Below are 24,395 nucleotides of genomic sequence, written 5' to 3'. Positions count from 1 at the left end.
CTCCGGAAGGCGCAGGTCAGACCACGTGGGGGAGGGTGTTGCCCGCCTCGAGGATGCCACGGCGCATGTCCACCCTGGCCAGCAGCGCACCGCCGAGGATGAAGAACACGGCGAGGGCGACGATGGCGGGACGGTAGGAGCCGGTCCACTGGTAGACGAGCCCGAACGTCAGCGTCCCGAACCAGCTCGTCCCGCGCTCCATGGCCTGGTAGAGGCTGAAGAACTCCGCCTCCCGGTCCTTCGGCACCAGCTGGCTGTAGAGCGAGCGGCTCAGGGCCTGGGTGCCGCCGAGCACCAGCCCGATGGCAACGCCGAGGACGAACAGCGGCGCCACCTGCTTGTCGGGCACGAAGTAGGCGAAGACCACGACGCCGGTCCACAGGACCAGGCCCCAGAGCACAGTGCGCCACGCGCCGTACCGCCTGGCCAGGGAGCCGAAGAGCAGGGCGCCGCCGAAGCCGACGAACTGGACCATCAGGAACAGCGTCAGCATCGTCGTCTCGGGGAACCCGAGCTCGCGCTGGCCGTAGAGGCTCGACTGGCCGATGACGGTCTGGATGCCGTCGTTGAAGAACAGGTAGGCGATCAGGAAGAGCATCGTCTGGGGGAACAGCCGCAGCTCGCGGAAGGTCGAGGCGAGCTGGCGCAGGCTGCCGCCGACGATGCCCGCCGTCCGGGCCACCTCCGGCCGCTCGACGCCACGCAGCCGCCACATCCCGATGACGGGGACGAGCGAGAAGCCGGCCCACCACAGGCCCGCCATCAGCATGCTCAGCCGTACGGCGCCGCCCTTGTCGAGGCCCAGGGCGTCGGGCTTGCTCAGCATGAGGAAGTTGATGGCGAGCAGCAGGCCGCCGCCGAGGTAGCCCAGGGCCCAGCCGCGCGAGGAGACCTTGTCGCGGTCGTCGGGGCTGGCGATCCGGCACAGGATCGAGTCGTAGACCACCAGGGAGGCGCCGAGGCTGAGGTTGGCCACGATGAGCAGCACCACACCCAGCTGCCAGTTGGTGCCGCGGACCAGCGCCATGAGGCAGGCGGCGACGGATCCGACCAGGGCGAAGACACCGAGCAGCCGCGCCGGCCTGGGGGAGCGGTCGGCGATCGCCCCCACGAAGATCAGGGCGACCGCGGAGACGATGGTGGCGAGGGTGACCGTGAACGGCGCCACCGACCCCGGGGAGATCCCGACGCCCAGGACCTCGAGGTTGGTGCGGCAGGTCTCGCCGTCCGCCAGGTCGGGGCAGGCAGCGGCCTCGGCGATGGCGGTGAGGTAGGGGGTGAACAGCACCGTCGCGGTGGTCGTGACGTAGGCGGAGTTGGCCCAGTCGTACCAGTACCAGGACCGGCGGTAGTGCTCGTTGCCCTGCCACGTCGCCGTTGGCGTGGTCGCCTCAGTCGTCATGCGTGAAGGGTGGCACAGCAGCCCCGGGCGCAGATGCGTATTGGTACCCAGCTGCGGCGCGTGTCAGCCGGCGTACTCCCAGTGCCACGGCTCGGGGAGCGACCCGGTCGCCTCGGCCCACGCTGGGTGGAACCAGCCGTAGAGCGGGGCGTTCTGCTTCATCCACAGGTGGGCGGCGGAGCCGAAGCTGTTGATCCCCCCGCAGAGGTCGACGGCCATCCCTCGCCCGTGCTCGCTCGTGCCCGGGGTGGCTGCCCACTTGCCGCGCTCGGCCTTGACCGACACCTGCTCGGCCAGCGACCGGTAGGAGTCGGTGACGCAGATGGGGGAACCGGTGTCCTTCTCGTAGGCGAGGCTCATGGCGTTGAACGCCGCGGCCGCCCCGGGGCGCAGGCTCTGGGCCGGGGCCCCGTACAGCGGGCACAGCCCGGCTGCAGGGACCGCACCGTTGGGGTAGTCGGCCCCGTCGGTGCTGCACGCCTTGACCGACCCGTCGGCCTCGACGCCCGGGACGACGAGCGCGTCCCGCAGCCGCCGGGTCGTCGCGAGGGCGCTGGCGTCCTCGCTGCCGAGGAGCAGCCCCGCGATGGGCCCGGCCTTCTTCACCTGGGCGGCGTGCAGGGCGCGCGTGGCCTCGAGCTGGGACTTCTGCTCGGCGATCACGGTCTCCAGGCTGGCCTTCGCCTTCGCGGCGGCCGTGGCGGCGTCCGCCGCCCGGGTGCTGGCCTCGACCGCCTGCACGGCGACCTGCTGCTGCAGCACGGTGCGGTCCTGGACGCGCTCGAACGCCGACGCCTTCTGGTTGTTGAGGTAGGTCAGCTGGGCGCTGGTGTCGCTCGCCTCGGCCGCGGGCCGGCTCAGCGCGTCGAGCAGGGTGCTCATGTCGGCCAGGTCACCGCCACCGCCGGCATAGGCCTGGTAGGCCAGCTGCCCGAGCGCCTTGCGGTCCTCGCCCAGCTGGGCCGAGAGGGTCTGGTACGCGGCGACATTGCGGTCGGCCTCCTGCCTCGCGGTCCGCTCGGCGTCGCGCGCGGCGGCGTACTCCTCCAAGAGGGTGTTGGCCTGCTTGGCCAGCCGGTCGAGGCGGGTCGCGGCGGCAGCGATGGCGGCGTCGGAGCGGGTCAGGTCGGCGGTCAGCGCCTCCGCCTGGGCGATCTGGGCAGCGAGCTGACCCGCGCTGAGGGCCTGGTCGGCCGCTGCGGCGCGCTTCTCGGCGGCGGCCTTGGCGGCCTTCGCCTTCGCAGCCTTGGCCTTCGCGGCCTTGCTCCTGCTGGTCGGGGCGGGCTTGTCGGCGCCCATTGCCGCAGGGCGCGAGGTCGCTGGGTGCGCAGTGACCGCCGGGATCGCGGGCGTGGAGGCGAGCGCCGGGGTCGACCCGACGAGTACGCCGACGACCACTGCGGCCACGGATAGCGCGGCGCGCATGCCGACCCTCACCACGATGTCCCACTCCCTGTCCGCCACCCCCTGGGCGGCCCCGCACATGTCCTCCCGGCACGCTAGCCGGGGGGCGGGGACCGGCACCTCAGACGTTCTGTCGAGACTCTCGGCCGTTCGTCCGACCCGTTCGCTCCATGAGGCTGACGGTGTGTCCGGATGCGGCGAGTTGGTGCACCTCGACATAGCCCCGGGCGCGGTGGAAGGCGAGCGACGGCTCGTTCGGCGGCTCGATGTTGACCTCGAGGACCAGGCGTCCGCGCGCAGCCGCGGACGCCTCCACGACGTCGTAGACCGCGGAGGCCAGGCCCCGGCGCCGGTAGGCGTCGTCGACGACGATGCGGTCGAGGTAGTCGAACGCATCGCCGTACCGCGCCGCGAACCAGCGGTAGTTGACCGAGTCGTAGTCGGAGCCGGGGGAGAAGACGAGGACGAAGCCGGCGACCTCGCCGTCGCACACGATGACGTCGGAACGTGAGGCCGAGCCCCGCAGCCGGGCGAGCCGCTCGGCGTCCAGCGGTGACAGCAGCTCGACGTGGCGGTGGTTGAGCTCGAGGACCCTCGGCACGTCGTCGTCGGTCATGGGTCGCAGGACGTCGGCCGGGCTCATGGCACGCAGTCTGCCACCCATGACAAATGTCACTTCCGCGCAGGTCACACGCTGCATAGCCTCCGGCGGTCAGGCCGAGATCCGGCCCCGGCTGTCCCCTCATCAGGAGTGTGCGCATGCCCCACCCCGTCCACAGCATCCCCGGCGGCCGCAAGGTCGTCACGAGCACCAGGACGGCGGTGACGGCGGGCGCGGCCCTGCTCGCCCTGGCTGCCGCCACCACCGGTGGCGCCGCCAGCGCCAGCGCACACGGCTCCGACACCCGGCTGGCCCCGCGGACCCACTTCACGATGGCCGACGACGGCTCGAGCGGCCTGACCGCCGGGGGAGAGGGCATCCCCAACATCGACTCGGTCAAGAAGACGATCTACGCCTACTACGGAGACCCCAAGGGCGACGGCAACGCCAACCCCACCAGCTCGCCGTACGTGAGCGAGATGTCCTCGATCCTGTCGCAGGAGCGGCGCCGGCTGCCGAAGCTGCTCGCGGACGCCAAGCGCCACCACGAGAAGCCGGCCATCGTCTTCGACGCCGACGACACCACCCTGTGGACCTACCAGATGGAGGTGGGCGACATGAAGTTCGTGTTCACGCCTGCCGCCCAGCAGCCCTGGGTCGACGGCGAGCGGTTCCCCGCGGTGCCCGGCATGGTCGCCTTCGTCAACGACGCCCAGGCCATGGGCTTCACGGTCTTCGGCCTCACGGGTCGCACCGACAGCCAGAAGGCGCACACGGTGAGCAACCTGGCCAAGGTCGGCTACACCGCCTTCCCGGCAGACCGGTTCTTCACCAAGTTCGACTCCGGCGCGACCCCGCCGTCCTACCTGTCACCGACGTGGTGCTCGGCCTACCCGAAGTGCACCACCGTCGAGTACAAGGCCGGCACGCGCCGCCACCTCGAGAAGGACCTCGGCTACGACGTGGTCCTCAATGTCGGCGACCAGTTCTCCGACCTCCAGGGCGGGTACGCCGACCACTACCTGAAGCTGCCCAACCCCACCTACTACCTCCCGTCGCCCAACCTGCCCGGCGTCAAGCAGCCCCGCCTCGCACCGCGCACCCAGTTCACGATGAAGCCGGACGGCTCCAGCGGCCTGACGCAGGGTGGTGAGGGCATCCCGAACATCGACGTCGTCAAGAAGACGATCGCCGTCTACTACGGCGACCCGGGCACCGGCATCTCGGACAAGGTCTCCTCGCCGTACATCGCCGAGATGACCAAGCTCATCGACCAGCGCAGCCGCGGCATCCTGCAGCAGTGCGCCACCGGCGCCCGGCGCGGCGACAACCCGGCCATCGTCCTCGACGCCGACGACACCACGCTGTGGACCTACGACATGGAGGTCTCGGCGATGCACTTCGTGTTCGACCCGGTCGTCCAGGACCGCGACTGGGTGCAGCCTCAGCGCTTCCCGGCCACGCCGCGCATGGTGTCCTTCGCCAACGCCGCGGCCGACGCGGGCTGCACGCTGGTCGGGCTCACGGGTCGCAACACCACCCAGCGCGCCGCCACGCTCGGCAACCTGGCCAAGGTCGGCTACACCGGCTTCACCCCGGAGAACTACTACACCAAGTGGACCTCCACCGAGCCGATCCCGTCCTACGCGAGCTGCGTCCTGGCCCCGCGGTGCACCACCATCGAGTACAAGTCGCAGACGCGGGCCCACGTCGAGTCGCAGGGCTTCGACATCATCGCCAACTTCGGCGACCAGTACAGCGACCTCATCGGTGGGCACGCGGATCGGGCCATCAAGCTGCCCAACCCGACGTACTACCTGCCGTAGCAACACTTTTCGGCACGCTCGACTGCACACACGACGGCGCTGTCCCGGTCCGACCGGGGCGGCGCTGTCCCGGTCCGACCGGGGCGGCGCCGTCGTCGTCCACAAGCCAGGGTCGCCGGCCGGCTCGTCCACAGCGGCCGCCAAGGTCGTCGACGCCGCCCACGGAGCAGGGGAGCCTCGGGTCATGGATGACATGGGGGAGTGGGTCAACGAGGTACGGCTGGTCGGACGCGTCAGCGGCGCGGGGGAGGAGCGCGAGCTGCCCAGCGGCGACACCGTCGTGCAGCTGCGGGTCGTCGTGCCACGGCCGGCCCGAGCCGGCGCGGCTGCTGGTACCGGCGGGGGCGCGCGGGTGGACACGATCGACGTGGCCTGCTGGACGGCGCGGACCCGCAGGTCGGCACTCCGGCTCGCCGACGGCGCGACCGTCGAGGTGGTCGGAGCGCTGCGTCGTCGCTTCTTCCGCGCGGGGCCGGCCACCGTCAGCCGCTACGAGGTGGAGGCCTCACGCGTCGCCGCCGTCAGGTCCGTCCGAGCCGCCGCGGGCTGAGCCCGTCGCGCCAAAACCCAGGACCTGCGCGGTTCGTCGCCTGGCCCGAGGAAGTCGGGTGCCGTATCGAGCGACTCGGCCGCTAGGTTCTCCGACCATGGGTGACCTCTTCGGACAGGACGAGTACGGCATCCGGCTCGACTGGGGGCTGACGGGCGCGCAAGCAATCTGCGCCGACCTGGCCGTGGTGGTCGACGTCCTCAGCTTCTCGACCACGGTCACCGTGGCCGTGGAGCGCGGCATGCGTGTGTTCCCGTTCCGGTGGAACGACTCCCGGGCGGGGGAGTTCGCCACCGCAAACGACGCGGTCCTGGCCGTCGGGCGGCTCGAGGCCACCAGGGGCGACCGGTCCCAGGCGCCGACGCTGTCACCGTCCGGGCTGCTCGACGGGCCGGTGTGGCCGCGGCTGGTACTGCCGTCACCGAACGGATCGACCATCGCGGCGGCGCTGCAGGCCGCCGGCGCGACGGTCGCCGTGGGCTGCCTGCGCAACGCCTCCGCCGTCGCGTCCTGGCTTGCTGCCGGCGTCGCGGACGGTCATCGGGTCGCCGTGGTCGCCGCCGGCGAGCGGTGGAGCCGTGACAACTCGTTGCGGCCGTCCCTCGAGGACCACCTGGGTGCCGGAGCGATCCTCTCGGCCCTGGCGACCCTCGCCGGTGGCGACGGCTTCAGTCCTGAGGCGTCAGTGGCGGCCAACCTGTTCGAGGCGAGCCGTGGCCGACTGGTGAGTCATGTACAGACCTGTGTCGGTGGCCGAGAGCTGGCGGCCAAGGGATTCGCAGCTGACGTGGCTCTCGCGGTCGACCTCGACGCGTCGACAGTCGTCCCGGTGCTCATCCAGGGCGCGTTCGAGGAGAGCGTGCGCCGGCCGGGACCGGCCCTGTTCCAGACCTCCTGAGCACACGGTAGAACGCCGATAATCAACATTATGTCATGTAACTGGACTCCAACCCCTGCCCCACAGCGCCCTGCAGGCGCGGCGAGCCGGTGCCGAGGCACCGACGACATGGGTAGGTTCTGCGCTCATGACCGCCAAAGAGCTCGCTGACCAGGCCACCGCAACCGCCGAGAAGCTGAAGCCCGGGACGTGGGAATCCGTCCAGGCGCTCGCCCTGGCGTCGATCGCCCAGAGCCTCGTCGCCATGGCCGACCGAGATGCCGCCGGCTGATCCCAGCTGGTGGCCGACCACGCTGCCGGCTGCCAGACATGACAGGACCCCGTCCTCGTGGACGGGGTCCTGGTGACACGAACTCGTGAGATGCACGCGACCGGCGGGCGCCTACGCCATCATGGACGGGTGCACGGACACGGACAACGCTCAGACAGCGACTCCGCGCTGCATCGCCAGACGCTCCTCGGGCGTGGTGCCGCCCCACACGCCATACGGCTCACGCACCGCCATCGCGTGCTCGAAGCACTGCTGGATCACCGGGCAGGTCGCACACAGCGCCTTCGCGCGCTGCTCCCGGCTGAGCCGGCGGTTGCCGCGCTCGGCCTCGTGCGGGAAGAACTCGTCGGGGTCCGTCGTGCGGCACGCACCGTCTGTCTGCCACTCGTAGGAGCTCAACAGCGGCTTGGGAAGTCTCTTGATGCTGCTCATGTGGGGGAATCCTTCTCCTCGAGGCGCGAACCGAAGTGATTCACAACCTATGCAGAACTTGTTCATAGTGCAAGCCATCTGAAGAAGTTCTATAGTCAGTAGTGCCCGGGCAGGGGTCGCCGGTGGTGCATCACCCATCGACGAGGCCAACGGGCACCAAACGTCAACCAGGAGACGAGAGGTCATGGACAGCGAACGCTCGGGTCAGGTCTTCGAGGACCCGATGCAGGGATCGGCACAGGGTTGGAGCTCGGTACAGGGCTCCCCCGGTCTCGACGCGTCCAGCGGCTCCTCCGTCTCCGCCGTCGAGTGGGCCGTGGGAGCCGTCTCCGACCGGCTGGGGCTCTCCCCCGCGACACTGCGCACGTGGGACCGCCGCTACGGCATCGGCCCGTCCCAGCGCACCGAGGGCGGCCACCGTCGGTACAGCGAGGAGGACATCCGCCGGGTCCGGGTCATGGCCCGCTTCACCGCGCGCGGTGTGCCCGCCCAGAGCGCCGCACGTGTCGCGCTGTCGATGGACACCGACCGCCTGCTCATCGAGACCGGCGAGGAGGAGGCCGCCGAGCTGCCGGTGGGCGACGACGTCGGCACCGTGGAGGCGATCTGCTCCGCGGCTCTGTCGCTCGACCCCGGCATGCTGTCCAAGATCTACCAGCGCACCCTGCGCGAGCGGGACCTCGTGACCGCCTGGACCCAGGTGTTCGCCCCCGCCCTGCGGGCCATCGGCGACCAGTGGGGCGCCGGCTCCCTAGGCGTGGAGTCAGAGCACCTCGCCAGCGAGATCCTCGTCAGCGAGCTGCGGACCGTCATCCGGGCCAACCGCCCGCGCAACGCCGCCTCCGAGGCCATCCTGGCCTGCGCCGACGACGAGCAGCACTACATCCCCCTGCTCGCCCTCGAGGCCGAGCTGGCTCGTCACGGCGTCAGCGCCCTAGGCCTCGGCGCCAGGGTGCCCACGCAGGCCCTGCAGAGCCTGCTGCTTTCGCGGCGTCCCTCACGGCTGTTCCTGTGGGCCTCCATCAGCCGCGCCGTCGACGAGCAGCTGTGGTCGGTGCTCACGGACGTGAACTGGCCGCTGCTCGTGGTCCTCGGCGGTCCGGGATGGCCGCAGGAGCCGCCGCTGTCGAACCGGTGGGTCACCGTCACCCGTGCGAGCGACCTCGCGACGGCGACCCAGGCGCTGCTGGCGCCACTCCCCTGATCCTGTGCTGACCCTGCCGCCCGCGTCGCCGGGCTACCGTGGGCGGATGGCCGACGACCAGCGCGACGACGCACCCCTGACCCTCAACGACGGCACGACGCTCCCCCGCATCGGCTTCGGCACCTACCCGCTCAAGGGCGAGGACGGCATCGAGGCCATGGTGAGCGCCCTCGAGATCGGCTACCGACACCTCGACTCAGCGGTGAACTACGAGAACGAGGCCGAGGTCGGTGAGGCGTTGCGCCGCAGTGGGATTCCTCGCGCAGAGGTGGTCGTGGCGACAAAGGTCCCGGGCCGGTTCCACGAGAAGGGGCTGGCGCTGCAGTCGCTACGTGACTCGGCGGTGCGTCTCGGACTGGAGCAGATCGACCTCGCCCTGATCCACTGGCCCAACCCGAGCCGCGACCTCTACGGGCAGGCGTGGCAGGCCCTGGTGCAGGCGCAGCAGGAGGGACTGGTCCGCAGCATCGGCGTCAGCAACTTCACCGACGCGCACCTGCACCGCATCATCGACGAGACGGGGGTGACGCCGGCCGTCAACCAGGTCGAGCTCCACCCCTACTTCCCGCAGGAGCAGGTGCGCCAGGTCCACCGTGAGCTCGGCATCCTCACCCAGGCCTGGAGCCCCATGGGCAAGCGCAACGCGCCCTTCGCGGAGCCGGCGGTGGCCGACGCAGCCTCCGCGCACGACGTGACACCTGGCCAGGTGGTGCTGCGCTGGCACGTGCAGCTGGGGTCGATGCCGCTGCCCAAGTCGGCGACGCCCGAGCGCCAGCGCGCCAACCTCGACGTGTTCGGGTTCGAGCTGACGGACGAGGAGATGGCGGCCATCACCGGACTCGGACGGGTCGACGGCCGGCTGTTCGGCGGCGACCCCGACACGCACGAGGAGATGTAGGCGCCGCGACCGGGACGGTGCCGGATCGCCCTACTGGGACGGTGCTGGGTCGGCTGGGTCCCCTACTGGGACGGTGCAGGGTCGGCTGGCTCCCCTACTGGAACGGTGCTGGGTCGCCCGCGCCGACGCGGACGACCTCGGGCGCGCCGTCGGAGAAGTCGACGACGGTCGTGGGCTCGGTGCCGCACTCCCCCGAGTCGATGACGGCGTCGACCTGGTGGTCGAGCTCCTCCTTGACCAACCAGCCCTCGGTCATCGGGTCGGTCTCCCCGGGCAGGATCAGCGTGCTCGACAGCATGGGCTCCCCCAGCTCGGCGAGCAGCGCCTGCACCACCCGGTTGTCCGGGATGCGCACGCCGACCGTCTTCTTCTTGGGGTGCAGCAGCCGGCGCGGCACCTCCTTGGTGGCCGGCAGGATGAACGTGTAGCTGCCCGGCGTGGCCGCCTTGATGGCCCGGAACACCGAGTTGTCGATGTGCACCAGCTGGCCGAGCTGGGCGAAGTCCGCGCACACCAGGGTGAAGTGGTGCTTGTCCGTGAGGTGGCGGATACGGACGATGCGGTCCTTGCCCTCCTGGTTGCCCAGCGCGCACCCGAGGGCGTACCCGGAGTCCGTGGGGTACGCCAGCAGCCCCCCGTCACGGAGCATCTGCACCGCCTGGCTGATCGCCCGGGGCTGTGGGTCCACCGGGTGCACGTCCAGATACCTAGCCATGTGAGGACTGTATGCCGCGGCGGCACCACGGGCGGGCATCGCACTCCCCCGCGCCCGATATGTTGGGCCCGTGCGCGCACTCGTGAAGACCACTGCCGGTCCGGGCCTGGAGCTGCTGGACGTCCCCGAGCCGGAGACCGGCCCCACCGACGTGAAGATCCGGGTGCTCCGGGCGGGCCTGTGCGGCACCGACCTGCACCTCGAGCAGTGGGACGACTGGGCGGCGTCGACCGTCGTGCCGCCGATGACGATCGGCCACGAGTTCTACGGCGAGGTCGTCGAGGTGGGCGAGGACGTGACCAGCGTCAGCGTCGGCCAGCGCGCCTCCGGCGAGGGGCACATCGTGTGCGGCACCTGTCGCAACTGCCGCGCCGGCCGGCGCCACATGTGCATCCACACCAAGGGGATCGGCGTCAACCGGGACGGGGCGTTCGCCGACTACGTCGTGCTCCCTGCCACGAACGTCTGGGTGCAGCCCGACGACCTCGACCCGGACCTGGCCGCCGTCTTCGACCCGCTGGGCAACGCCACCCACACCGCCCTGTCGTTCCCCATGGCCGGTGAGGACGTCGTCATCACCGGCGCCGGGCCGATCGGGGTCATGGCCGCCGCGCTGGCGCGCCACGTGGGAGCCCGCCACGTCGTGGTCACCGACGTCAGCGACTACCGGCTGGGGCTGGCCAAGGACGCGGGCGCCGACCTCGTGGTCAACGCCGCCACGTCCAACCTGCGCGAGGCGATGGACGAGCTCGGCATGAAGGAGGGCTTCGACGTCGGCCTGGAGATGTCGGGCGTCCCCAGTGCCGTCGAGGACATGCTGGCCAACATGAACCACGGTGGCCGGGTCGCGATGCTGGGCCTGCCCAAGGACCCGTTCGCCATCGACTGGGGCCGGGTCATCACGCACATGATCACCATCAAGGGCATCTACGGCCGCGAGATGTACGACACCTGGTACGCCATGAGCTCGATGCTCGGCACCTCCGAGGTGCTGCGGGCGCGCATCGCCTCGGTGATCACCCACCGCTTCCCCGCGGAGAAGTGGCAGGACGCGTTCGCCGCCGCCCGCTCGGGCCAGTGCGGCAAAGTCATCATGGATTGGAGCTGAGCGATGTACGGCACCGTCAAGGACCAGCTGGCCGCCACCCTGCGCGAGATCGAGGAGGCCGGGCTCTACAAGCGTGAGCGCGAGCTGACCTCGCCGCAGTCGGCCCACATCACGACGCGCAAGGCCGAGGCCCTGAACTTCTGCGCCAACAACTACCTGGGACTCGCAGACCACCCCGACGTGGAGGCCGCCGCAGCAAAGGCGTTGCAGGAGTGGGGTTTCGGCATGGCCAGCGTCCGCTTCATCTGCGGGACGCAGGAGCTGCACAAGCAGCTGGAGCGCGCCATCTCGGACTTCCTGCAGACGGACGACACGATCCTCTACTCGTCCTGCTTCGACGCCAACGGCGGCGTCTTCGAGGTGCTGTTCGGCGCCGAGGACGCGATCATCAGCGACGAGCTCAACCACGCCTCGATCATCGACGGCATCCGGCTGTCGAAGGCCAAGCGGTTCCGCTACAAGAACGCCGACATGGACGACCTGCGCACGCAGCTCGAGGCGGCAGCGGCCGCCGGCGCGCGCCGTACGGTCGTGGTCACCGACGGGGTGTTCTCCATGGACGGCTACCTGGCACCGCTGGACCGGATCTGCGACCTGGCCGACGAGTTCGGCGCGTTGGTGCTCGTCGACGACAGCCACGCCGTCGGCTTCGTCGGCGAGGGTGGACGCGGGACGCCCGAGCGCTTCGGCGTGATGGACCGGGTCGACATCCTCACCGGCACCCTGGGCAAGGCCCTGGGCGGCGCGTCCGGCGGCTACGTCGCCGCACACCAGGAGATCGTCGACCTGCTGCGCCAGCGGTCGCGGCCCTACCTGTTCTCCAACGCGGTCGCACCGACCGTGGCCGCCGGTTCCCTGAAGGCCCTGGAGATCGCGGCAGGGTCGGCCGAGGCGAGGGCGCGGCTGACGAGCAACACCCAGCTGTTCCGGTCGCTCATGACCGAGACGGGGTTCGACCTGCTGGCTGGCGAGCACCCCATCACCCCGGTGATGTTCCCCGGTGAGGACGGCGCCCGGAAGGCGGCCCAGATCGCCGACGTCATGCTCGACGAGGGCGTCTACGTCATCGCGTTCTCCTACCCCGTGGTCCCCCAGGGCAAGGCGCGGATCCGGGTGCAGCTGTCCGCCGGGCACTCCGAGGACGACGTGCGTGCCTGCGTCGCCGCGTTCGTGGCGGCCCGAGACAAGATCGCCTGAGCGGCCTCGTCATGGCACGGCTCCTCTACAGCGCGATCTGCTCGCTCGACGGCTACGTCGTGGACGCGGCGGGACGGTTCGACTGGGCCGCCCCCGGCGAGGAGGTGCACCAGTTCGTCAACGACCGTGAGCGCCCGGTCGGCACCTACCTGTACGGGCGCCGGTTGTACGAGGTGATGACCTACTGGGCGTCGGACGACCCCGACGCGGACCGGTCGCCGGTCTCCGCGGAGTACCGCAGCATCTGGCAGGCCGCCGACAAGGTCGTCTACTCCGCGTCCCTGTCGTCGGTGCAGACTCCCCGCACGACATTGTCGCCCACGTTCGACGTCGAGGCGGTCCGCCACCTCAAGGAGTCCGCGACGGCGGACCTCGCCATCGGTGGCGCGACGATCGCGGTCAGCGCCCTGAAGGCCGGCCTGGTCGACGAGGTGTCCCTCTACCTCAACCCGGTGGCAGTCGGCGGCGGCACCCCTGCGCTCCCCCACGACGTCCGGACCGACCTCACGCTCGTCGAGCACCACGTGTTCGGCGACGGGGTCGTGTTCGTGCGCTACGCCGTCTCCTGACCGGCGCGGCCTCAGCCCTCGGCGGCCGCCGCGTCGACCGGGGTGCCCAGCTCCACCGTCCGGCTCACCGTGCACAGCCGGTCGTGCGACATGGCGATGGCCTTGGGCAGCATCTCCCGGGCCCGGTCGCCGCCCTCCCCCTCGGGAAACGTCACGGAGAACCGGACGTGCAGGTCCTGCAGGTGGTTGCCGTCGTCGTCACGGACCTTCTCCCCCGTCGCCTCGACGCGGAACGTCTCGGGCTCGGCGCGCTTGACGGTGATGAAGTCGACGTCGACGGCGCTGCAGCCGGCGATGGCCGTCAACAGCAGTTCGACCGGGGTGAAGTCGGCACTGTCCCCTCCCCCGATGCGCATGGTGCCGCCCCGGGCGTTGGTCACCTCGAAGACACCCTTCTCGACCCGCTCCATGCTGATCGCACGGTGTCCCAGCCCGGTGCCGCCGGTCTCCTCGGCCATCACGATCCCCATTTCTGCGCCAGCGCGCGGACGACGGTCATGTTGCGTGCCGTCCCCGGCACCCCGAGGACCTTCTCGATCCGGGGCCCCGTGAGCTTCGCCTCGTGGAACGGCACCGCGTACTCCATGAGCACATCCTTGCCGATCACCCTCGCGCGCTCACCGGCGGAGTCCCACTCCTCCAGGCCGGCTGCCCGCGCGGCCGGCGGCGCCGTGGCGCAGAAGCTGACGTAGCGCGACGTCTCCCCCTGCAGGGCAACGGGTATCGCGTCGACCTCCGCCACGAGGGCGGGCAGCTCGGCGGGACGCCGGGCGATGGCCACGATGTCGTACCCGGCGTGCGCGCCGAGGAGGCGGCCCACCGCCTGCTCCACCTTGGTCACGCTGCGCATGGCTGTCTCCACGAGGAAGTTGCCGGTCTGGATGTGGGACTCGACGTCGCCGAAGTCGTTGTCCTGCAGGACCTTCCGGGCGTCCGCCATCTTCAGGGTGCGACCCCCGACGTTCACTGCGCGCAGGAAGACCACGTACCTCCCCATCTCACGCTCCTTCCACGACGCGGCGCACCGCGGCGCCCACCAGTGCCATGCCCCCGAGGGCCTCCTCCCGCGCCAGCGGCTCGGCGCGGTCGTCCCACTCGGCCAGCACCGCGTACGCGACCGCGCCGGCAGGACCGGACAGCACCCCGACGTCGCCACGCACTCCGGTGATGGTGCCGGTCTTGTTCCACAGCGACAGGCCGCGGTCGGCGTCGTCGTGGCACAGCGGGTCGAGGCCGAACGCCGAGGCCACCATCGACAGGTCGGCGTTGAGGGAGAGCCAGCCGGCAACCCTCTCGCTGGCACCCGGCGAGACGAGCTCGCGCCGGTGCAGACGCGCGGCGAAGGCGGCCAGGCCCGCTGCGCTCCCCGTCGACAGGGTGGGCGGGTCGGACGGGCCGCGCACGTCACGGACCGGCCCGTGCAGCGCCACGTCGTCGATCCCCGCGGCCACCGCGGTCTCCTCGACGGCCCGAGCGCCTCCGACCCGGCGCAGCAGGACGTTGGTGGCGAGGTTGTCGCTGAACGCCCCGACCAGCGCCGCACAGTCCACGACCTGCATCTCGGCGGTCGCGAGGTGGCGCCACAGGCCGGAGTCGCCGACGAGGTCGTCCGGCCGCGGAACGAGCTGCTGGCTGCCGTCGAGGTCGCCGCTCTCGAGCAACCTCGCGACCTCCAGGAGCAGCAGCACCTTGCCGAGGCTGGCGGTGCGCTGGACCTGGTCGGGGCGGTGCGCTGCCAGCACCTGCCCGGTCGCGGTGTCGACGAGCTGGATGCCCCAGGCCACGGTCGGGCTGGTCGCCAGCCGTGCGACGACCTCCGGTGGCGACGCCGCGCTCACAGGTCGAGGACGCCTTCCCCGAGGTCGCGCACGAGGCCGCCGACCTGCACGGTGCCGTCCTCGCCGACGGTCAGCACGAGCGTCGACGGGCGGCCCACCTGCTCGCCCTGGCTCACCGTCCAGTGGCCGGACCGCCCCTGGGCAGCCAGCCAGGTGCCCAGGTTGGAGCACGCCGAACCGGTGGCCGGGTCCTCGATGGCAGCCGTCCCCTGCGTGAACAGGGCGCGCGCCTCGATCTGGCCCTCGCCCGTCTCGCACCACAGGTAGACCAGCGTCTCGCCTCCTCGGGTGCCCATGCCGGCAAAGCGGCGCATGGCCGCGGCGTCGCCCACCGCGCGCCGTACGGCCTCGACATCGGTCGCGCGCGCGATCACCTGCGCACTGCCGGTGCTGACCTGCTGCACCGGGCCCACGAGGTCCCCGGCCGCCAGCCCGACGCAGCCGGCGATCTCGTCGACCTGGTAGTCGGCCTGCACCGAACCGGGGTTGGCGGTGAGGGTCCACGTGTCGCCGCCGGCCTCCACCGGGATGATGCCGGCGGGCATCGAGAGGGCGAGCGCGTCACCGGCGAGTCCGAGGGCGCGGACGACGTGTGCCGTGCCGAGTGTGGGGTGGCCGGCGAAGGCCATCTCGTAGTGCGGGGTGAAGATCCGGACGCCCGCGTCGGCGCCGTCGACGGGCGGCACGAGGAATGTCGTCTCCGACAGGTTGAACTGGCGGGCGATGCCCTGCATCTGGTCCTCGGAGAGGTCCGCCGCGTCCTGGACGACGGCGAGCGGGTTGCCCGAGAACGGGTCCCCCGGCTGGGCGAAGACGTTGAGCAACCGGTAGGTCAGGCGCATGGGCTCACTCTGTCAGACTGACCGCGTGCCGAGCACTGTGCCGACCCCGCCCGTCTCACCCCCCACGCCCGTGGACCCCCCTTCGGGGCGGCTGGTCCTGCTGCGTCACGGCGAGACCGAGTGGTCGCTCTCGGGAAGGCACACCGGCCGGACCGACCTGCCCCTCACGGCGCACGGCGAGGAGCTGGCGGTGGCCGCGGGCGCACTGCTCGCCGACTACCACTTCGTCCTGTCGCTCTGCTCTCCGTTGCAGCGCACGCGTCGCACAGCCGAGCTGGCCGGTCTCGCTCCCGAGCTCGACGACGACCTGGTGGAGTGGGACTACGGCGCCTACGAGGGCCTGACGACGTCGCAGATCCGTGACGGGCTGGGTTGGGACTGGACGGTGTTCGCCCACGGCGTGCCCGCCGGTGAGACCCCTGGGGAGACCGTCGAGGAGGTGGCGGCCCGGGCCTCCCGGGTCGTACGCCGCGTGCTCCCGGCCCTCGCCGACGGGGACGTTGTGCTCGTCGGCCACGGCCACGCGCTCCGGGTCCTCGCCTCGGTCTTCCTGCGTCAGGAGCCGCGCCTGGGCGCCCAGCTCCTCCTCGACGCGGGCTCGGTGTGCGTGCTGCAGCACGACCGCGAACAGCCGGCGATCCGCGTCTGGAACCACGGACCCACCCTGCCGGAGGGTGCCGAGGCGTGAACCTGCGGCGGCCCGGCGCCTGAGGGCTACCCGCGGGGGACGCGCGTGCGCGGGGGTCGCACCACCGTGAGGTCGGACCGTCGCGGGGTCGACACCACCGCAGGGCCCCCGGGCACCTGTGTCGCCGGTTGCGGCGCGGGGTCGACCGGCCAGTCCTGCTCACCCGCCTCCTCGAACAGGGCCACGGCGCTGCAGTCTCCGGGGGTGAACCTGGGGCCGTAGCGCACCCCCTGGTGACCGGCGTCGTCCAGCGCCCGGGCCCACGCCTGCGGCACGGCGTACGGGACCATCGTCTCGAGCTCGCGGGTGACGCCGTGGTCTCCCGCCGCCCGGGACTGCAGGTCCGCGACCTCCCGGTCGTCGGGCACCGCCAGCCGCGACACGACGACGTCCTCCAGCAGGCTCTCGGGGACGGCACGGGCGGGGGCGAGGACCGGCCCGACCCGTTCGCGCAGGGCGCTGGCGGGGTCGAGGGCGGCGTAGCAGGTGCCCCGGGGCGCGGGGAGGTCGAACCGACCCGAGCCGTCGCTGCCGAACCACCACGGCCCGCGGTCGGCACGGTGCGCGCGGTACAGCGCGGTGTCGCGGCGGAGGGCTCGGGTGGGAAACCCCTGCAGCGAGGCGGGAGGACCGCCCTGGGCGACCTGCTCGCGAGCGCTCATGCCGCCCAGGTGCCGGCGTCGGCTGCTGCCGCCTCGGCGACCCTGCGGACCGCCGTCGACGAGGACCGGTGGACTACGAGGTAGTCGATGGCGCTGTGGCCCTCGAACACGTCGGTGGGTGTCGTCAGCCAGGCGCCGACCGACCAGCCGTCGACGCCGCGCCGGGTGAACGCCCCGACGGCCTCCACGACCCCCGGCCGCACGGCGCCGTTGCGGCCGAACTGCAGCGACGGGTAGAGGAGGTGGCCGTCCGCCGTGCGGCAGGCCAGCACGGTGCCGCGTCGCACGCGGTCGAACAGCGCCTGTCGGCTGATGCCCAGCCACGCCACGAGGCCGGCCGTGTCGTAGAACGGCCCGAGCGGCTGGTCGAGCGGGTGCACCGTCGGCATCGCGGCGACCATGCGGTCGGCGAGGTCGTCGACGTCACCGAGGTCGAGGCTGCGTCCCGAGGAGCGCAGGTCCTCGACCCGCGCCGCGATCCGCTCGCGCAGCGCGTCGGTCAGGGCGTCGACCGGCGTGGTGGTACGGGTGCGGGGCGTCATCCTCGTCAACCTCCATCGAGTCCGTGCGCCGTCAAGGGCGTCAAGGTCAATGATGTCACCCTAGGGCGTGCCACCGACAGCCGGCGCGGTCAGGGCAGGCGCCGGGCGCGCAGGACCACGTCGTCGACGTGGTTGGCTCCGGCCCCGCCGACCGGGACGACGCGCGGACGCACCTCGTCGACCACCACGACCCAGCCGTCGTCGAGCAGGGCCGCGACGTCCGCCGGCGCCACGAAGTCCTCGGGGTCGAAGTCGTGCTCGTGGGCGACACCGGGGTCGTGCACGTGGTGCACGACGAGGAGCGTGCCGCCCGGGGCGACTGCGCACAGCAGGGCTCGTTCGGCCTCCTGGGCCTCGGTGCGGGGCAGCGCCGGGTACTGCGCCGACACCAGGTCGAAGCTCCCCTCCGGAAGGGCCGCCTCGACGAGCCCGCTGTGCAGCCAGCGGACCTCCACCCCCGCCTCGCGGGCATGCCTGGAGGCACGTTCGAGGGCGACCCGTGAGACGTCGAGCGCGGTCACGTCCCACCCGCGGCCGGCCAGCCACGCCGCGTCCGCACCCTCGCCGCACCCCACGTCGAGCGCGCGACCCGGCGCCAGCGCGGCCACCTCGGTCACCAGGGCGCCGTTGGGCCGACCGCTCCACACCTGCTCGGCCGCGCCGTACCGCTCGTCCCAGCTCCCGTCGCCCCCACCGAGCCCGGTGCGGTGGCCCTCGGGTTGCGGGTCGTGGTGGTGGTCGTGCGGGCCCGCCGGCCGGCTCGGGTGGGTCACGACACGCCTACGGGAGCGGCCACGTGTGGACCGGCTCGTTGCTGTGCATGTTCTTCGCGTAGTGACGCAGCATCTCCGCCAGGGCGCTCTGCCGGTCCATGCCCGAGGCCTGCAGCCTCGCCACCGCGTCGGTCTGCCACGTGGCACCGTTCGTGCTCGTCGTGCACCGGCCCTCGATGACCGACAGGTAGCGGTCGCGCACGGCCGCGGACACGCCCCATTCGGCAAGCCCCTCGTGGGCCATGGGCAGCAGGTGGCGCAGGACCAGCTCCTCGGCCCGCACCTCACCGAAGCCCGGCCAGTAGAGCCGGGACTCGATGCCGTCGCGCGCCGCGTCGCGGAAGTTCTGCTCGGCCGCGGCGAAGCTCATCTTGCTCCAGATCGGCCGGTCGTCAGACGCGAGCTTGCGGATGACGCCGTAGTAGAACGCGGCGTTGGCGAGGGTGTCGACCAGGGTGGGACCGGCTGGCAGGACACGGTTCTCGACCCGCAGGTGCGGTGTGCCGTTGACGATGTCGTAGATCGGACGGCTCCAGCGGTAGACCGTGCCGTTGTGCAGGCGCAGCTCGGACAGCGACGGGGCCTCGCCGGCCTCGAGCTTGGCCACCGGGTCCTCGTCGGACACCTCCGCGAGCAGGGCCGGGAAGTAGCGGACGTTCTCCTCGAAGAGGTCGAAGATCGAGGTGATCCAGCGCTCCCCGAAGAAGACGCGGGGTCGCACGCCCTGGTTCTTCAGCTCGATGCTGCGGGTGTCGGTGGCCTGGCTGAACAGCTCGATCCGCGTCTCGGCGTGCAGGCGCTGGCCGAAGAAGAACGGCGAGTTGGCCGCGAGCGCGATCTGCGGGGCCACCAGCGCCTGCGCGGCGTTCCAGTGGGCGGCGAAGTCCTGGGGTGCGACCTGCAGGTGCAGCTGCACGCTCGTGCAGGCCGACTCGGGCGCGATGGAGTTGCAATAGGTGGCGACCCGCTCCCCCGTGGGGCCCTCGATGTCGAGGTAGATGTCCTCGCCACGGGCGTAGAAGATCGAGTCGTTGAGCGCCGTGTAGCGGTTGTTGGCGCTGATCCACTCGCCCTCGAAGTGCTTGGGCATGATCGTCGGCAGGATGCCGACCGCCACGATGTGCGCCCCGCGCTTCTCGGCCGCCGTGGACGCGGCGTTGAGCGAGGCCCGCAGCTCTTCCTCGAGCTGGATGGCCGAGTCGCCCGGCAGCGGGCGCGGGGGCACGTTGAGCTCGATGTTGTACTGCGCCAGCTCGGTCTGGTAGCCGGGGTCGGCGATGGCCTCGAGGACCTCGGCGTTGGCGAACTTGGGCTGGTAGTCGTCGTCGACGAGGTTGAGCTCGATCTCCAGGCCGGTCATCGGCCGGTCGAACTCGAAGACGCTCTGGGACAGCATCCGCTCGAACACGTCGAGGTTCTGGCGCACCTTCTCGCGGTACTGCTGCCGCTGCTCGCGGGTGTAGCTCTGGGCGGTGACTTCCTCCCCCACGGGACCCTCCCTCGACTGGTGGCTGGTGCCGGCGGCCGGGGGTCACGGGAAAGCCCTCGGTGTGACGACCCAACCACACGCCGGGCGCGCCTGCCAACGGCTGTCACCGGGCTCTCCTAGCCTGCTGACGTGCGCTTCCTCCACACCTCCGACTGGCACCTGGGGCGGTCCTTCCACCAGGTGGGGCTGCTGGACGCCCAGGCGCAGTTCGTGGACCACCTCGTCGAGACGGTGCGCACCGAGTCCGTCGACGCGGTCCTGGTCTCCGGCGACGTCTACGACCGGGCGATGCCGGCCCCCGACACCGTCCAGCTGCTCAGCGAGACGGTGACCCGCTTGGTGGCCGAGGGCGCCACCGTGGTCCTGTCCAGCGGCAACCACGACTCCGCGATCAGGCTGGGGTTCGCGAGCGAGCTGCTGGCCCGCACCGGGCTGCACATCCGCTCCTCCCTCGACACCGTCGGCACACCGGTGATGGTGGGCGACGTGGCCGTGCACGCCCTGCCCTACCTCGAGCCGTCCGTGGCGGCCGGCACCCTCGGCACCACCGAGCGCACCCACGCAGGAGTGCTCGGTGCGGCCATGGCCCGGGTCAACGCCGACCGGCTGGCCCGCGGGGGCCGGTCGGTCGTCATGGGCCACGCGTTCGTCACCGGCGGCGCCACCAGCGACTCCGAGCGCGACATCGCCGTCGGCGGCGTCGGCGCGGTGCACCCGCGCACGTTCGCCGGGCACGACTACGTCGCCCTGGGTCACCTCCACGGCCGCCAGCGGGTCAGCGAAACCGTCCGCTACAGCGGCTCGCCGATCGCCCTGTCGTTCAGCGAGCACCGGCAGACCAAGGGTTCGTGGCTGGTCGACCTCGACGAGCACGGTGTCCACGTCGAGCCGGTCGACGCCCCGGTCGCACGCCCGCTGGCGGTGCTGCGAGGCGACCTCGAGGCGCTGCTCGCCGACCCGAGCCACGCGGAGGCGGAGCGCGCCTGGTGCCAGGTCACCCTCACCGATGCCACGCGGCCACCAGGTGCCATGGAGCGGCTGCGTCGCCGGTTCCCCCACACACTGGTGCTGCAGTTCGACCCGCAGGGCGCCCCGGTGCCGGTGCGGTCCTACGCCCAGCGCGCGCAGCAGCAGGACCCGCTCGACGTCTGCTGCACCTTCCTCGACCACGTCCGCGGCCACGCGTCCACCGACGAGGAGCGCGCCGTCGTCGCCCGGGCCGTGGAGGCCGTCAGGGTCGAGAGGGCGGGGCACGACGACGAGGGACAGCTCCGGGCGCCGCGACGGGCGGAGGGGGCAGCATGAGGCTGCACCGCCTCACCGTGACCGCGTTCGGGCCGTTCGCCGGCACGGTCGACGTCGACCTCGACGCCGCAGCCGCCGGCGGCCTGTTCCTCATCCGTGGGGCCACCGGGGCCGGCAAGACGAGCCTCCTCGATGCGATCGCCTTCGCCCTGTATGCCGACGTGCCCGGCTCCCGCTCGAAGAAGGGCCTGCACAGCGACCACGCCGAGCGGGGCGCCGTCCCCCAGGTCACCCTCGAGCTCACGGCCGGTGGCCGACGGTTCCGCCTTGAGCGGTCCCCGGAGTTCATGCGGCCCAAGGCGCGCGGCACCGGCGAGACCAAGGTGCCTGCGAAGGCAGTGCTGTGGGAGCACCGGGGCGGTGGGTGGGACGCCCTGAGCACCCGTCACGACGAGATCGCCGACGTCGTCAAGGACGTCCTCGGCATGGGGTTGGAGCAGTTCAGCAAGGTGGTGCTGCTCCCCCAGGGTGACTTCGCGGCGTTCCTGCGGGCGACGCCCGAGGAGCGACGCGGCCTGCTCGAGCGGCTGTTCGACGTCAGCACCTATGCCGCCGTCGAGGAGTGGTTCGCCACGCGGCGCAAGGAGTCGGCGACTCGCCTGCAGTCGGAGCACGCGGCCCTGCGTTCCGACCTGGCGGTGCTCGCCGACGTCCTGGCCGACGCACCGGCCGGCCTGGTCGCCGAGGCGCTCGGCGAGCCGGGCGCGGACGGCGCGAGCGACTCAGGTGACGGCGGCCCGGCTGCAGCGCCGGACTGGTCGGCGTTGCCGCTCGAGGACCTCCCCGCGGCACTCGACGCCGTGCGGGCAGCGCTCGAGTCCGCCTCGGTGCAGGGGCTCGCGGCGGTCGAGCGCGCGAAGTCCGCCGACGCCCTGGCCACCACCGCGCTGCACCAGGCCCGCGAGGTCCAGGCCCGGCGGGAGCGGGGTCGGCAGGCGACCCTGACGATCGAGCGGCTCACCTCCGGACAGGCCGAGCACGACGCGGCCGTGTCCACGCACGACGCCGCGCAGAGGGCCCGCTCGGTCGCGGGTGACCTCGCGGCCCACGCCCGGGCGGCCGACGCCGTCGAGCAGGCCCGGGAGCGCGTCGAGGCGACGACCTGCACCGTGACTGCCCTCGGGGTGCCCGTCGACGCCCTGGAGCCCGCGGTGGAGCGGGCGACCGGCGCAGCGGCGGCCCTCGACGAGGCCGAACGGCGCGGACGGTCCTGGCTCGAGCGCACCCGCGAGCACACGGCCCTGGTGGAGCAGACCCACGCCGCCGAGCGCGCCCACACCCAGCTCGGCCAGAGGGTCATCCGCAGTCGAGAGGCGTCCCTGGCGGCCCAGCGAGGGCTCGCCGCGACCACGGAGGCGGCCGGCGCCGTGGCCCCCGCCGCTGCGCGCGTCAAGGAGCTGTCCGTCCTGCACCGGACGAGGACGGCGCTCGACCACGGAGCCGTTGAGCTGGCACAGGCCACGTCCCTCGCGCAGGCGGCCCGTTCCCGGGCAGCCGACCTGCGCGACGTCTACCAGGACCTTCGACAGGCCCGGCTCGACGGCATGGCCGCCGAGCTCGCGGCACGCCTGGAGGACCAGCACCCCTGCCCGGTGTGTGGTTCCCCCGAGCACCCGGCACCGGCCAGCGGTGGCGACGTGGTGGCCGCCGAGGTGGTTGAGGCTGCAGAGCACGCCTGGCAGGTCGCGGCCGCCGCGCACGCCGACGCACAGTCAGTGGTCACCTCCATCGAGGCCGCGCAGGCGGAGCGTGCAGCTCAGCTCGGCGAGGAGCTGCGTGACGCGCAGGCGCTTGCCGAGGCCGTGGTCCACGCCCGTGCCGAGCACGCATCGGCGGTCGAGCGCTCGGCAGCGCTGGACCGTGCCCGCGAGCTCGTGGAGTCCGCCGAAGCCGAGATCGCCACCCTGACCGACCAGGCCGCTGCGCTGCGTGACGGCCTCACCGCCGCGCGGACCACCCTGGCCGCCCTCGAGCAGGACCTCACGACCGACGGCGAGGCCGTGCGCGAGGCACTCCTGCAGCACGGCACCACCTGCCCCTGCGCCGGTGACCAGCACCACCACGTCCATGACGGCGAGACGGCAACCGGCGACGTCTCCGACCTGCTCGAGGTACTGCCGCGGGTCCGCCGGCGCCACGACACCACGGTCCGCCAGCTCCAGGACCACCTGCACGCTGCCCAGGCGCTCGAAGGGGCTCTGGAAGCCCTGGCCGTGGTCGACGCCGCGACCACGGCGGCGCTCACCGAGGCCGGCTTCGCCGACGTCCCGGCGGCACGCTCGGCACTGCTCAGTCCCGCCGACGTCACCGCCCTCAGGGCCCGCACCACCGCTCGCGACACGGCCCTGCTGCAGGCCGCCACCATCGTCGAGGACCCGGACGTGGCTGCGGCCCTCGTCGGCGAGGCGCCTGACCTCGACACGCTCCAGCACGGCGCCGAGGCCGCGCGGACGGCCTACACCTCGGCCCTCGCGGCCGAGACCCTGGTCCGGCGCACCCTCGGTGGCGTCGAGCGGGTGCGCACCGCCGTCGGCGAGCGGTGCGCCGCACTGGCCACCGCAGCGGCCGAGCACGAGGTACTGCGCGAGGTCGCCGACGCGGTCACCGGCACCTCTGCGTCCAACACCCTGCGGATGAGGCTTTCCGCGTTCGTGCTGGCGGCGCGGCTCGAGAAGGTCGCGGCGCTGGCCAACGAGCGCCTCGTCACCATGGGCGAGGGCCGCTACCAGCTGCGCCACACCGACGACCTCGCCGCGCGCGGAGCCCGGAGCGGGCTCGGGCTGGAGGTCCTCGACCTGTGGACCGGCCAGGCCCGTGACACCAGCTCGCTGTCCGGCGGTGAGTCGTTCATGGCGTCCCTGGCCCTGGCCCTGGGGCTCGCCGATGCGGTGAGGGAGGAGTCCGGTGGGTTCGACCTGCAGACGCTGTTCGTCGACGAGGGCTTCGGCACGCTCGACGACGAGAGCCTCGAGCAGGTCATGACCGTCCTCGACGGCCTGCGCGAAGGCGGCCGCGCCGTCGGTGTGGTCAGCCACGTGGCCGAGCTGCGCACCCGCATCTCGAGCCAGGTCGTCGTCACCAAGACCGAGCAGGGCTCCACCGTCAGCACCACCGCCACCGACGAAGCGGCCCCCGCCGCCTGAGCCTTCCAGGGGCGGGGGCCGGGTCGGAGCCTTCAGGG

General features: G+C 72.1%; 25 protein-coding genes. 12 read left to right on the top strand and 13 right to left on the bottom strand.

Annotated features, from left to right (window positions below; genetic code table 11):
* Nucleotides 1–16 precede the first annotated feature (16 nt).
* The 3 genes from AB4Z02_RS12020 to AB4Z02_RS12010 all read right to left on the bottom strand — a co-directional run bounded on the left by AB4Z02_RS12020 (nt 17) and on the right by AB4Z02_RS12010 (nt 3,449).
* On the bottom strand, nt 17–1,402 hold the full coding sequence (locus AB4Z02_RS12020; protein WP_056885114.1) for an MFS transporter: 1,386 nt from the start codon (nt 1,400–1,402) through the stop codon (nt 17–19).
* Nucleotides 1,403–1,465: 63 nt separating this feature from the next.
* On the bottom strand, nt 1,466–2,827 hold the full coding sequence (locus AB4Z02_RS12015; protein WP_441971213.1) for a D-alanyl-D-alanine carboxypeptidase family protein: 1,362 nt from the start codon (nt 2,825–2,827) through the stop codon (nt 1,466–1,468).
* Nucleotides 2,828–2,927: 100 nt separating this feature from the next.
* Nucleotides 2,928–3,449, bottom strand: coding sequence for a GNAT family N-acetyltransferase (locus AB4Z02_RS12010; protein WP_441971211.1), 522 nt, complete (start codon nt 3,447–3,449; stop codon nt 2,928–2,930).
* 116 nt (nt 3,450–3,565) lie between these two features.
* Here AB4Z02_RS12010 and AB4Z02_RS12005 point away from each other — a divergent pair, with 116 nt between their 5' ends.
* From AB4Z02_RS12005 to AB4Z02_RS11990, 4 genes are all read left to right on the top strand, one after another.
* Nucleotides 3,566–5,233: an HAD family acid phosphatase gene (locus AB4Z02_RS12005; RefSeq protein ID WP_441971209.1), complete on the top strand. Its 1,668-nt coding sequence runs from the start codon at nt 3,566–3,568 to the stop codon at nt 5,231–5,233.
* Between the two features lie 184 nt (nt 5,234–5,417).
* Complete coding sequence (locus AB4Z02_RS12000; RefSeq protein ID WP_441971207.1) at nt 5,418–5,783, top strand: single-stranded DNA-binding protein; 366 nt, start codon at nt 5,418–5,420, stop codon at nt 5,781–5,783.
* A gap of 97 nt (nt 5,784–5,880) precedes the next feature.
* On the top strand, nt 5,881–6,681 hold the full coding sequence (locus AB4Z02_RS11995) for a 2-phosphosulfolactate phosphatase (protein WP_441971206.1): 801 nt from the start codon (nt 5,881–5,883) through the stop codon (nt 6,679–6,681).
* A 127-nt stretch (nt 6,682–6,808) separates the two neighbouring features.
* Entirely contained in the window at nt 6,809–6,952 is a 144-nt protein-coding gene (locus AB4Z02_RS11990) for a hypothetical protein (RefSeq protein ID WP_441971204.1), read from the top strand.
* A 150-nt stretch (nt 6,953–7,102) separates the two neighbouring features.
* Here the strand turns inward: AB4Z02_RS11990 and AB4Z02_RS11985 are convergent, their stop codons facing one another.
* Nucleotides 7,103–7,384: a WhiB family transcriptional regulator gene (locus tag AB4Z02_RS11985; protein ID WP_441970401.1), complete on the bottom strand. Its 282-nt coding sequence runs from the start codon at nt 7,382–7,384 to the stop codon at nt 7,103–7,105.
* Between the two features lie 184 nt (nt 7,385–7,568).
* On the opposite strand from AB4Z02_RS11985, the gene AB4Z02_RS11980 reads away from it, so the two are divergent.
* Nucleotides 7,569–8,588 (top strand): MerR family transcriptional regulator, encoded by a 1,020-nt coding sequence (locus AB4Z02_RS11980; protein WP_441971202.1) that lies wholly within the window; start codon nt 7,569–7,571, stop codon nt 8,586–8,588.
* A 46-nt stretch (nt 8,589–8,634) separates the two neighbouring features.
* Nucleotides 8,635–9,486: an aldo/keto reductase gene (locus tag AB4Z02_RS11975; RefSeq protein WP_441971200.1), complete on the top strand. Its 852-nt coding sequence runs from the start codon at nt 8,635–8,637 to the stop codon at nt 9,484–9,486.
* Nucleotides 9,487–9,580: 94 nt separating this feature from the next.
* Here the strand turns inward: AB4Z02_RS11975 and AB4Z02_RS11970 are convergent, their stop codons facing one another.
* Nucleotides 9,581–10,201 carry an L-threonylcarbamoyladenylate synthase gene (locus AB4Z02_RS11970; protein ID WP_056885107.1) on the bottom strand — a complete coding sequence of 207 codons (621 nt, stop codon included), beginning with the start codon at nt 10,199–10,201 and terminating at the stop codon, nt 9,581–9,583.
* Between the two features lie 70 nt (nt 10,202–10,271).
* On the opposite strand from AB4Z02_RS11970, the gene tdh reads away from it, so the two are divergent.
* The 3 genes from tdh to AB4Z02_RS11955 are packed head-to-tail and all read left to right on the top strand — an operon-like array spanning nt 10,272 to nt 13,075.
* On the top strand, nt 10,272–11,309 hold the full coding sequence (tdh, locus tag AB4Z02_RS11965; protein WP_056885106.1) for an L-threonine 3-dehydrogenase: 1,038 nt from the start codon (nt 10,272–10,274) through the stop codon (nt 11,307–11,309).
* A 3-nt stretch (nt 11,310–11,312) separates the two neighbouring features.
* Entirely contained in the window at nt 11,313–12,506 is a 1,194-nt protein-coding gene (locus tag AB4Z02_RS11960) for a glycine C-acetyltransferase (protein ID WP_441971197.1), read from the top strand.
* A gap of 11 nt (nt 12,507–12,517) precedes the next feature.
* A complete protein-coding gene (locus AB4Z02_RS11955) occupies nt 12,518–13,075 on the top strand; it encodes a dihydrofolate reductase family protein (protein ID WP_441971195.1) in 558 nt (185 codons plus the stop codon).
* Nucleotides 13,076–13,086: 11 nt separating this feature from the next.
* Here the strand turns inward: AB4Z02_RS11955 and AB4Z02_RS11950 are convergent, their stop codons facing one another.
* From AB4Z02_RS11950 to AB4Z02_RS11935, 4 genes are read right to left on the bottom strand one after another with little or no spacing between them, the layout of a single operon-like run.
* Nucleotides 13,087–13,533: an OsmC family protein gene (locus tag AB4Z02_RS11950; protein WP_441971193.1), complete on the bottom strand. Its 447-nt coding sequence runs from the start codon at nt 13,531–13,533 to the stop codon at nt 13,087–13,089.
* Nucleotides 13,533–14,072 carry a DUF1697 domain-containing protein gene (locus AB4Z02_RS11945; RefSeq protein ID WP_441971191.1) on the bottom strand — a complete coding sequence of 180 codons (540 nt, stop codon included), beginning with the start codon at nt 14,070–14,072 and terminating at the stop codon, nt 13,533–13,535. The genes AB4Z02_RS11950 and AB4Z02_RS11945 overlap by 1 nt, the downstream gene beginning before the upstream one ends.
* 1 nt (nt 14,073) lies before the next feature.
* A complete protein-coding gene (locus tag AB4Z02_RS11940) occupies nt 14,074–14,913 on the bottom strand; it encodes a serine hydrolase (RefSeq protein ID WP_441971189.1) in 840 nt (279 codons plus the stop codon).
* On the bottom strand, nt 14,910–15,755 hold the full coding sequence (locus AB4Z02_RS11935; RefSeq protein ID WP_056885101.1) for a PhzF family phenazine biosynthesis protein: 846 nt from the start codon (nt 15,753–15,755) through the stop codon (nt 14,910–14,912). Before AB4Z02_RS11935 ends, AB4Z02_RS11940 begins: the two co-directional genes overlap by 4 nt.
* A gap of 25 nt (nt 15,756–15,780) precedes the next feature.
* Between AB4Z02_RS11935 and AB4Z02_RS11930 the strand changes: the two genes are divergently transcribed.
* Entirely contained in the window at nt 15,781–16,443 is a 663-nt protein-coding gene (locus tag AB4Z02_RS11930; protein WP_441971187.1) for a histidine phosphatase family protein, read from the top strand.
* A gap of 26 nt (nt 16,444–16,469) precedes the next feature.
* On the opposite strand, the gene AB4Z02_RS11925 is transcribed toward AB4Z02_RS11930, so the two are convergent.
* From AB4Z02_RS11925 to AB4Z02_RS11910, 4 genes are all read right to left on the bottom strand, one after another.
* On the bottom strand, nt 16,470–17,105 hold the full coding sequence (locus AB4Z02_RS11925) for an RES family NAD+ phosphorylase (RefSeq protein ID WP_441971185.1): 636 nt from the start codon (nt 17,103–17,105) through the stop codon (nt 16,470–16,472).
* Complete coding sequence (locus tag AB4Z02_RS11920) at nt 17,102–17,647, bottom strand: hypothetical protein (RefSeq protein WP_441971184.1); 546 nt, start codon at nt 17,645–17,647, stop codon at nt 17,102–17,104. The genes AB4Z02_RS11925 and AB4Z02_RS11920 overlap by 4 nt, the downstream gene beginning before the upstream one ends.
* An 89-nt stretch (nt 17,648–17,736) precedes the next feature.
* On the bottom strand, nt 17,737–18,420 hold the full coding sequence (locus AB4Z02_RS11915) for a class I SAM-dependent methyltransferase (RefSeq protein ID WP_441971182.1): 684 nt from the start codon (nt 18,418–18,420) through the stop codon (nt 17,737–17,739).
* A 7-nt stretch (nt 18,421–18,427) separates the two neighbouring features.
* Nucleotides 18,428–19,909, bottom strand: a complete 1,482-nt coding sequence (locus AB4Z02_RS11910) for a glutamate--cysteine ligase (RefSeq protein WP_441971180.1) — start codon at nt 19,907–19,909, stop codon at nt 18,428–18,430.
* 129 nt (nt 19,910–20,038) lie between these two features.
* Here AB4Z02_RS11910 and AB4Z02_RS11905 point away from each other — a divergent pair, with 129 nt between their 5' ends.
* Both AB4Z02_RS11905 and AB4Z02_RS11900 read left to right on the top strand, forming a co-directional pair.
* Nucleotides 20,039–21,214: an exonuclease SbcCD subunit D gene (locus tag AB4Z02_RS11905; RefSeq protein ID WP_056885096.1), complete on the top strand. Its 1,176-nt coding sequence runs from the start codon at nt 20,039–20,041 to the stop codon at nt 21,212–21,214.
* Entirely contained in the window at nt 21,211–24,357 is a 3,147-nt protein-coding gene (locus tag AB4Z02_RS11900; protein WP_441971177.1) for an AAA family ATPase, read from the top strand. The genes AB4Z02_RS11905 and AB4Z02_RS11900 overlap by 4 nt, the downstream gene beginning before the upstream one ends.
* Nucleotides 24,358–24,395 lie beyond the last annotated feature (38 nt).

The organism is Pedococcus sp. 2YAF34 (assembly GCF_052114585.1).
Classification (GTDB): domain Bacteria; phylum Actinomycetota; class Actinomycetes; order Actinomycetales; family Dermatophilaceae; genus Pedococcus.
The sequence above is the reverse complement of the archived record's forward strand: the minus strand, read 5'-3'. Positions and strand labels throughout refer to the sequence as shown.